Origin of the sequence: Wolbachia endosymbiont of Leptopilina clavipes (assembly GCF_006334525.1) — a bacterium.
In the GTDB taxonomy this organism is placed as follows: domain Bacteria; phylum Pseudomonadota; class Alphaproteobacteria; order Rickettsiales; family Anaplasmataceae; genus Wolbachia.
On record NZ_QJHA01000024.1, the window covers coordinates 1 to 7,113 of the forward strand.

Sequence of the window (7,113 nt, forward strand, 5' to 3'; positions counted from 1 at the left end):
AGAAATTTTATATCTTCCTCCATATTCTCCAGATTTTAACAAAATTGAACATTATTGGTTTGCTATAAAAAACAGAACCAGGAAAAACATTCCTTTATTCAAATCTTTTCGTCATGCTGTCGATTCTTCTTTCTTATGACCTTTTTGGACTATTATGAAAAGAGCTATAATAGATATTAGAGCTTAGAAATTTTACTATGAGCAGAATAATGATAAGATTCCAAGAAGGAGCTGTCAGTAGTCAAACTAGTTGTGTTGCTGAAATAAATTTTGGTAGAACTGCTATGTCGCTGTAAATGAAAATCAAGCACCTGCTTATTATATTTTTAAGCAAAATGTGAAGCACATGGTAGACCATGTGCTCTTAGATGGCAGCACGTGCGTTTATGAATTGTTTAAAAACAATCTTCTAATAAAAAAAACCAAATCCATCACAAGGATTATGACATGTGTCATAATAGTTATGATGCGAGTTAAAATAATTATGGCAGGAATTAGTAGCACAAGGTACAAATGGAGGTGTACAAGCTTGTGCACAGTTCGATACTGGTACTGGTAAAGCTGCTGGTAAATTATAAGCCATTGGAGGTGTGCAAGCTTGTGCATAGTTCGATACTGGTAAAGCTGCTGGTAAATTATAAGCCGTAAATGGCAATTTTGGTAAATTACTGTAATTATAAAACCATAATAATCCTTTGAAAAATACTATGATATTATTGTACTTTAAAATAATTAAAGATTTCATAACTTGATTGCTAGATCTAGCATGTTAACAACATTATGATTTAAATTTCTACCCTATCTTCGCCAATTTTGCATACAGCCCATCTTTACTCATTAGAGAATCATGAGTTCCTACTTCTTCTACTTTCCCGCAATTAATCACTATAATCTTGTCAGTTTTGAGTGCGGTTGATAGCCTGTGTGTGATTATGATTGTTGTTCTGTTTTGCATTAATTTGCTCAGTGCTTTTTGCACGAGGTTCTCACTTTTATAATCAAGGGCAGAGGTTGCTTCATCCAGTATTAAAACCTGAGGATTTTTCAGTATTGCTCTTGCTATTATAATACGTTGCTTTTGTCCTTCGGAAAGCTTTAGTCCTCTTTTTCCTACAAATGTATCAAACTTATCCGGCAGCTTATCAATAAATTCCATCGCATAAGCACTGATAGCTGCTTGCCTGACTTCCTCATATTCAGCACCCGGTTTGCCGTATAGTATATTTTCCATTATTGAGCAAGAAAATATCATGTGATCTTGTGGTACTAAGCCAAACAGCGATCTTAGATCATTTAGCGCAATTGTCTTAATATTCTGTCCATCGATAGTAATACTGCCTTCACTTGGATCGTGAAAACGGAGCAGAAGCTTTAAAATGGTGCTCTTGCCACTGCCAGATGGTCCAACAATTGATACTGATTGGCCTGCCTCTATAGAAAATGATACGTTATTTAATGCTGGCTTATCAGCATAAAAAAATGTTACATCGTTAAACGCAATTTCTTTTTGAATACTATTAATTCTTATAGGATTTTCGCCATTTACTATAGAGCTTTTCATGTTCGTAAACTCAAACAAACGCTCTACTATTCCAAGACCTCGTTGTAAATCACTGATATTATCGCTCAAATTATTTATAGCTCCTGCCGCAAGCGCTGAATAAAACACAAATGAGGAGAGTTCTCCAATAGTTATATTATTGCTTAAGACTTCTTTTATTCCAAAAAAAAGCAAAATAACTAGCGAACCTATCACACACGTGATAACTAGAGTTACTAAAATAGCACGCAAGAGTACTAATTTTACGTATGATTTTGATACTGAGTTTAGATGTTTCTGAAAACGAATTTTTTCATTTTCTTCTAGTACAAATGATTTAATGGTTACTATAGATCTAAAATTTTCCTCACTAAATGATGCAAGCTCACTTAATTTATCCTGAGCAAAGCGTGCATAATTGCGAACTTTTTTTCCAAGTGAAGTCATGATAATGAGCAGTATGGGTATTATTGCAGCTGCATATGCGGTTAAATGTAGATTTGTGTATAACAGCATTGCAACACTACCAGTTAGTACCACTGCATTCCTCAATATTGTCAATAAGCTGCTGTTTATTATCGATTGCAATGCAGAGGTATCAGTAATGAGTGCTGAGATAACATCTTGTACGCCTGTATTCTCAAAGAAACTTGGTTGCAAGTCAGTAATACCGCTATATAAGTCGTATCTGATTCTTGCGATAACTTTCTCGCTGCCAATGCCAATGAAATATAACCGAATAAATGCAGTGAAAGAAATGCCTAAAACTATCAGTATTGAAACTACGAGCTTGGTAGTAAAGTTATGCTCTGCGCCAGAATCAATTATGTTGCTTAAGCCCCTACCAAAAAGAAGAATCGTTAAAGCTGAAAATAGAACTGCAATAAAAGCTACGGTAAAATAATGTAGATTAGGTTTTATATAATAAAATAACTGCTTAATGTTAGATCGCATTTTATTTTTAAGTTAATTATATAGATTTTAGCTTCAGGAAAAAGTTACAATATTAGTTTACAGTGTACTTCGTTAGAGCAATACGTTCAAGAAGCTTTAGCTTGATTTCTACTGAAGAAAAAACGCTGCGAAATTACAGAAAGTTAGCAAAAAAACTACTGAATAGACCAGAGTTTAATATTCATTTTGTTCCAATATGTAATGCTACTATTCCATAGCTCATATTATAGAACTCAACATTCTTAAAGCCTATCTCTTCAATTTCCATTTTAAAATTAGTTTGAGTTGGAAATTCTCTGATGCTTTTCACTAAATATTCATAAGAACCATTATCTTTAGCAACTATGCTACCAATTTTAGGAATTACTTTAAATGAGTATAAGTCATAAAATTTGGTGAATATCTCATTTTGATAATGCATAGGGGCAAATTCCAAGCAGACAAATTGTCCATTTTGCTTCAATACCCTATATGCTTCACTTAAAGCCTTTTTACGGTCAGAAAAGTTTCGAATACCAAAAGCTACTGTATAATAATCAAATTCAGAATCTTCAAATGGTAAGCTCTCTGCATTTGCACATACCCAATTGAAATTTAGCTGATTTGAATTTATTGCTTTATCACGCCCTTTGTCCAGCATGTTTTGATTTATATCACATACTGTAACTTGAGCACTTGGTTCACCTCTTGCTATTCTTATAGCTATATCTCCGGTTCCTCCAGCAATATCCAAAACCTTGGAGTTCTTTTTAAAATGCACACTACTTACCATCTTCTCTTTCCATAGCCTGTGCATTCCAAGACTCATTATATCATTCATGATGTCGTAGCAATTTGCTACAGAATCGAAAACCTCTTTAACTAGTTGTGATTTATCCATATTTTATATAGAGATTGCTTACATAATTATTTTAAACTTTAGCAGTTAAATTAATATACTAATGAGAAAAATATACTACAATTAAACATATTTAATCCAGTAAATCATTAGTGTCGACAGCTTTTTCACAAAATATCATCTCTCTTATTATGATATTATCTGTAGCAGTTGTTGATATGGCAACAGACTTATACTCAGTTGCATTGCCAAGTATTGCCAACTATTTTAAGGTGAAAGGTAATATAGCGCAGCTTACGATCAGTTTAAATTTAGTAGGAGTTGCAATATCTGGATTAATTTATGGCCCACTGTCAGACTATTATGGTAGGCGCCTAATAATGCTGATTGGTATGACAATTTTTACTTTGGCAAGTATTGTATGTTGCATAGCTGATAATATTATACTTTTAATATTAATCCGGTTTATACAAGGAGCTGGAGCTGGTGTTGCAGGCGTTGTCGGATATGCAGCAATCAGAGATATGTACTCAGGTAGTGAATACTCAAGAGTAATCTCAAAGTTAAATATGGTAGTAGCGCTTTCACCTGGAATAGCTCCAGTAATAGGCAGTTATATGATTTCACATGGATATAGTTGGAAATTTTTGTTTTTTATCATATCATTTGCAGCAATTGTTATGCTCATTTTTATTTACTTGAAGCTGCAAGAAACGCTCACTGTAAATAAAAATCAAACCAACATAGCCATCAATATCTTCAAGCAATATATATCAATATTCAGGAATTATCGTTTCCTTGGGTTTTCAGCCATTCATGGATTAACTTTCATGTGGCTTTGGGCATACATTACTAACTATCCGTTCATATTTGAATCAATGGGTATTGAAGTACAATATTTTGGCTATCTCATATCAATCATAGTTATATTTTACGTAATCGGCACTTTAATTAACAGAAGGTACGTACCAAAAATAGGAGTGAGCAAGATGCTAATCATAGGTTTGGTATTACCAATAATATCTGATGGTTTATTGGTATATTTTTATTTCATGAACAAATTGAACGTACTTATTCTTCAAGTTCTTTGGATTCCAAGCAATATAGGACTTGCACTCGTAATCAGCAATAACGTAACTTCTGCTTTAGAAACGGTCAAAAGTATAGGGCTTGGTAGTGCAGTTCTCTCATTTTGCAATATGATGTTTGGGGCTGTTGGAATATACATAGTAGGAAAATTCTTTTCTTATGGCATTTTACCAAATTTACTATTAACAGTTGTATGTTCTATAATTGCAATTCTTATATATAGTTTACTTAAATACACTGAAAAACACGAAGGATAATCATTATTTCTACAACCAAGAGTTCATGAATTATTAACTACCTTACTATGGTAATGCAATTTTATAGAGAAGTGTTAAATGAATTATTCAATCAGAAATATAGATGCTGCTTTACTTGATGCTGCTAAAAGAGGTGATCTTAATGAAGCAAAGCGCCTAATAATTGAAGAAGCTGATGTTAATGCATATGATGGATCTCAAGGTAATTCTCTATATTGGGATGTTAAAAATAATCATTCTGATATAGCAAAAGTTCTATTAGATAATGGAGCAGATTTTATTGCTTATGACTCTTCTCGAGAACGCCACGTGTTAAATAAATACGAAGAAGTAAAAGCTGAGCATTGTAAGGTTTCTCTACATCTGGCTGCCAGACTTGGCGACTTGAAAGCAGTAGAAGACCTATTAAAGAAAGAAGCAAATGTTAATACAAAAATGATAAAGGACAGACTCCTTTACATTTGGCTGTTGAAATGTGCTACCATGATATATCAAATCAAGATGAGGTAAATAATTATTGGGATTGGGATCGGCATGCTAATGCTAAAATAAAATGTGGCAATGTGAAAATAGCAGAAGCCCTATTAGGAAACAAGGAAATTAATGTTAATGCACAAGATAACAACAAAAAGACTTCTCTACATTATGCTGCTCAAAACAACAACAAAGAGATAGTAGTATCTCTAAAAAAGCAGAAGCAGATCTTAATATAAGAGATAAAAACAGAGAGACTCCTTTGCATTTAGCTGCTCAAAACAACAACAAAGAGATAGTAGTGGCTCTAATAAAAGCAGGAGCAGATGTTAGTATAACAGGTAAAAACGAAGAGATCCCTTTAGATTTAGCTATTGACGAAGAAATAAAAGTGCCATTAATAAATGCTGCTTTACTTAAGGCTGTTCAAGAATGTGATGTTCAGAAAGTGAGACACCTAATAAGTAAAGGAGCAGATGTTAATATATCGGATGAAACAGGAAAGACTCTTTCATATTATGCCATTCAAAAGGAGAACTTTGAAATGGTAATTGCTCTAATAAAAGCAAGGGTAAATGTTAATGCAGTGGACAAAGATGGAAGGACTCCTTTACATTGGGCTGTTCACAAAGAAAACTTGGAGATAGTAAATGTTCTAATACAAGTAAGAGCAAATGTTAATGCACAAGATCTATATGAAAGGACTCCCTTACACTATGCTGCTATGAGTGGCGATATAAAAGTAGTAGAAGCCCTACTGAAAATAAAAGAAATAGATATTAATTTAGCAGATAAGGATGGAAATACTCCTTTAGATTTAGCTAGCACAGAAGAAATAAAAACTCTATTAAAAAAAGCCAAAAAAAAATTGATGACATTATAGAATCGAAAGATAATGAAGGAAATCTAAAGGAGGATACTGATACACAACAGGGAGAGAGACAAGTAGATGATTTAGAGGAAGAGGAAGATGTAGGTGAAGATAGAGAGGAAGAGGAGGAAAGCATAGAAGAAACAGATGTACAAGCTTATGCTGCTTCTACTCCAGAATCTACAGAGACAGAAAGTTCTTTTTTTATTAACTTGTTTAGTATACTTATGAAGCCTTTTTCTTTAATAGGGTCATTTTTTGGTAATTTCTTTTCATGGTTGTTTGGATCTGATGAACCATCAACTGAATCTGATCAAATAATTGCACCAAGTAACTCAGGAGGAGAGGAGCTAACAAACTATCAAGAGGGTGATAATAATATTATACAATAGATTTCTTGCATAACTGGAATGCAAAGAAAAATCAGTTGATGTCATGAAAGTAGCTGACACTGGCACTCAGTTAAATTTACGGAGTATAATGGATTCCAGCGTCAAGCACACAGCTGTACGAACATTGTGGTTTGTGGGCAATTCGCGTAGCAGACGGTGTCATCCCAGTGCTTGACACTGGCATCTACCGTCTTAAACATCAAGATAAAAATTATTGTTTTTTATCATAGCTGTAATAGTCTAGACTTAATCTGACAAGCATGAATTAACTGACAGAAGAATTAACAAAGTCAAAACCAAAATCAGCATCCTGTTTAATGCTATCAATATTTTTCTGATAAGCAATATGCATACTATCAAAAAAGGTTTGCATAGGAGTCTTACCATAGCAATATTTACCTGAATGCGGTCTAGATCTATTGTAAGAATGCACCCAATGGTCTACGTCTAACTGAAGTTCTGCCAAAGAGGTGTAAATTTTCTTTCTAAAGATAATATTGTAACATTCATCTTGCATAGTTCTGTGGAACCTTTCACATATGCCATTAGTCTGTGGAGAACGAGCTTTGGTTCGAGAATGATCAATATTTTCTACCCCTAAATATAGCTGGTAAGCGTGATTTTCAGGTCTGCCACAATACTCTGTACCACGATCCGTCAAAACACGTAGCAATGATACTTTCTGTTCATCAAAGAAC

The 7,113-nt window shown here is 33.7% G+C and carries 10 protein-coding genes; 6 read left to right on the top strand and 4 right to left on the bottom strand.

What is annotated here, in order from left to right:
* Nucleotides 1-139 (top strand): transposase (locus OUY_RS02105; protein WP_179949517.1); only part of this gene is annotated, 139 nt, incomplete at its 5' end.
* A 270-nt stretch (nt 140-409) separates the two neighbouring features.
* On the opposite strand, the gene OUY_RS02110 is transcribed toward OUY_RS02105, so the two are convergent.
* The 3 genes from OUY_RS02110 to ubiE form a co-directional block, all read right to left on the bottom strand.
* Nucleotides 410-745 (bottom strand): hypothetical protein, encoded by a 336-nt coding sequence (locus OUY_RS02110; RefSeq protein ID WP_139686567.1) that lies wholly within the window; start codon nt 743-745, stop codon nt 410-412.
* A gap of 48 nt (nt 746-793) precedes the next feature.
* Nucleotides 794-2,494, bottom strand: coding sequence for an ABC transporter ATP-binding protein (locus OUY_RS02115; protein ID WP_139686568.1), 1,701 nt, complete (start codon nt 2,492-2,494; stop codon nt 794-796).
* 181 nt (nt 2,495-2,675) lie between these two features.
* The gene (gene ubiE / locus OUY_RS02120; RefSeq protein WP_010404829.1) at nt 2,676-3,374 is read right to left on the bottom strand and encodes a bifunctional demethylmenaquinone methyltransferase/2-methoxy-6-polyprenyl-1,4-benzoquinol methylase UbiE; all 699 of its coding nucleotides are present in this window, start codon (nt 3,372-3,374) and stop codon (nt 2,676-2,678) included.
* A gap of 149 nt (nt 3,375-3,523) precedes the next feature.
* Between ubiE and OUY_RS02125 the strand changes: the two genes are divergently transcribed.
* The 5 genes from OUY_RS02125 (at nt 3,524) to OUY_RS06380 (ending at nt 6,415) form a co-directional block, all read left to right on the top strand.
* Entirely contained in the window at nt 3,524-4,678 is a 1,155-nt protein-coding gene (locus OUY_RS02125) for a Bcr/CflA family efflux MFS transporter (protein WP_139686569.1), read from the top strand.
* A gap of 78 nt (nt 4,679-4,756) precedes the next feature.
* Complete coding sequence (locus OUY_RS06365) at nt 4,757-5,188, top strand: ankyrin repeat domain-containing protein (RefSeq protein WP_246038611.1); 432 nt, start codon at nt 4,757-4,759, stop codon at nt 5,186-5,188.
* Nucleotides 5,152-5,391, top strand: coding sequence for an ankyrin repeat domain-containing protein (locus OUY_RS06370; RefSeq protein WP_246038612.1), 240 nt, complete (start codon nt 5,152-5,154; stop codon nt 5,389-5,391). The genes OUY_RS06365 and OUY_RS06370 overlap by 37 nt, the downstream gene beginning before the upstream one ends.
* A 23-nt stretch (nt 5,392-5,414) precedes the next feature.
* Nucleotides 5,415-6,035 (top strand): ankyrin repeat domain-containing protein, encoded by a 621-nt coding sequence (locus OUY_RS06375; RefSeq protein ID WP_246038615.1) that lies wholly within the window; start codon nt 5,415-5,417, stop codon nt 6,033-6,035.
* Between the two features lie 215 nt (nt 6,036-6,250).
* Nucleotides 6,251-6,415 carry a hypothetical protein gene (locus OUY_RS06380; RefSeq protein ID WP_246038616.1) on the top strand — a complete coding sequence of 55 codons (165 nt, stop codon included), beginning with the start codon at nt 6,251-6,253 and terminating at the stop codon, nt 6,413-6,415.
* Between the two features lie 265 nt (nt 6,416-6,680).
* On the opposite strand, the gene OUY_RS02135 is transcribed toward OUY_RS06380, so the two are convergent.
* Nucleotides 6,681-7,113: integrase core domain-containing protein (locus OUY_RS02135; protein ID WP_139686570.1), on the bottom strand; the 433-nt coding region annotated here is incomplete at its 5' end.

Excerpts from the sequence above, each read along its gene's own strand:
- OUY_RS06370 (WP_246038612.1), top strand. The coding sequence starts at position 5,152 with ATGTGCTACCATGATATATCAAATCAAGATGAGGTAAATAATTATTGG.
- OUY_RS02110 (WP_139686567.1), bottom strand. The coding sequence starts at position 745 with ATGAAATCTTTAATTATTTTAAAGTACAATAATATCATAGTATTTTTC.
- OUY_RS06365 (WP_246038611.1), top strand. The coding sequence starts at position 4,757 with ATGAATTATTCAATCAGAAATATAGATGCTGCTTTACTTGATGCTGCT.
- ubiE (WP_010404829.1), bottom strand. The coding sequence starts at position 3,374 with ATGGATAAATCACAACTAGTTAAAGAGGTTTTCGATTCTGTAGCAAAT.
- OUY_RS02115 (WP_139686568.1), bottom strand. The coding sequence starts at position 2,494 with ATGCGATCTAACATTAAGCAGTTATTTTATTATATAAAACCTAATCTA.
- OUY_RS02125 (WP_139686569.1), top strand. The coding sequence starts at position 3,524 with ATGATATTATCTGTAGCAGTTGTTGATATGGCAACAGACTTATACTCA.
- OUY_RS06380 (WP_246038616.1), top strand. The coding sequence starts at position 6,251 with ATGAAGCCTTTTTCTTTAATAGGGTCATTTTTTGGTAATTTCTTTTCA.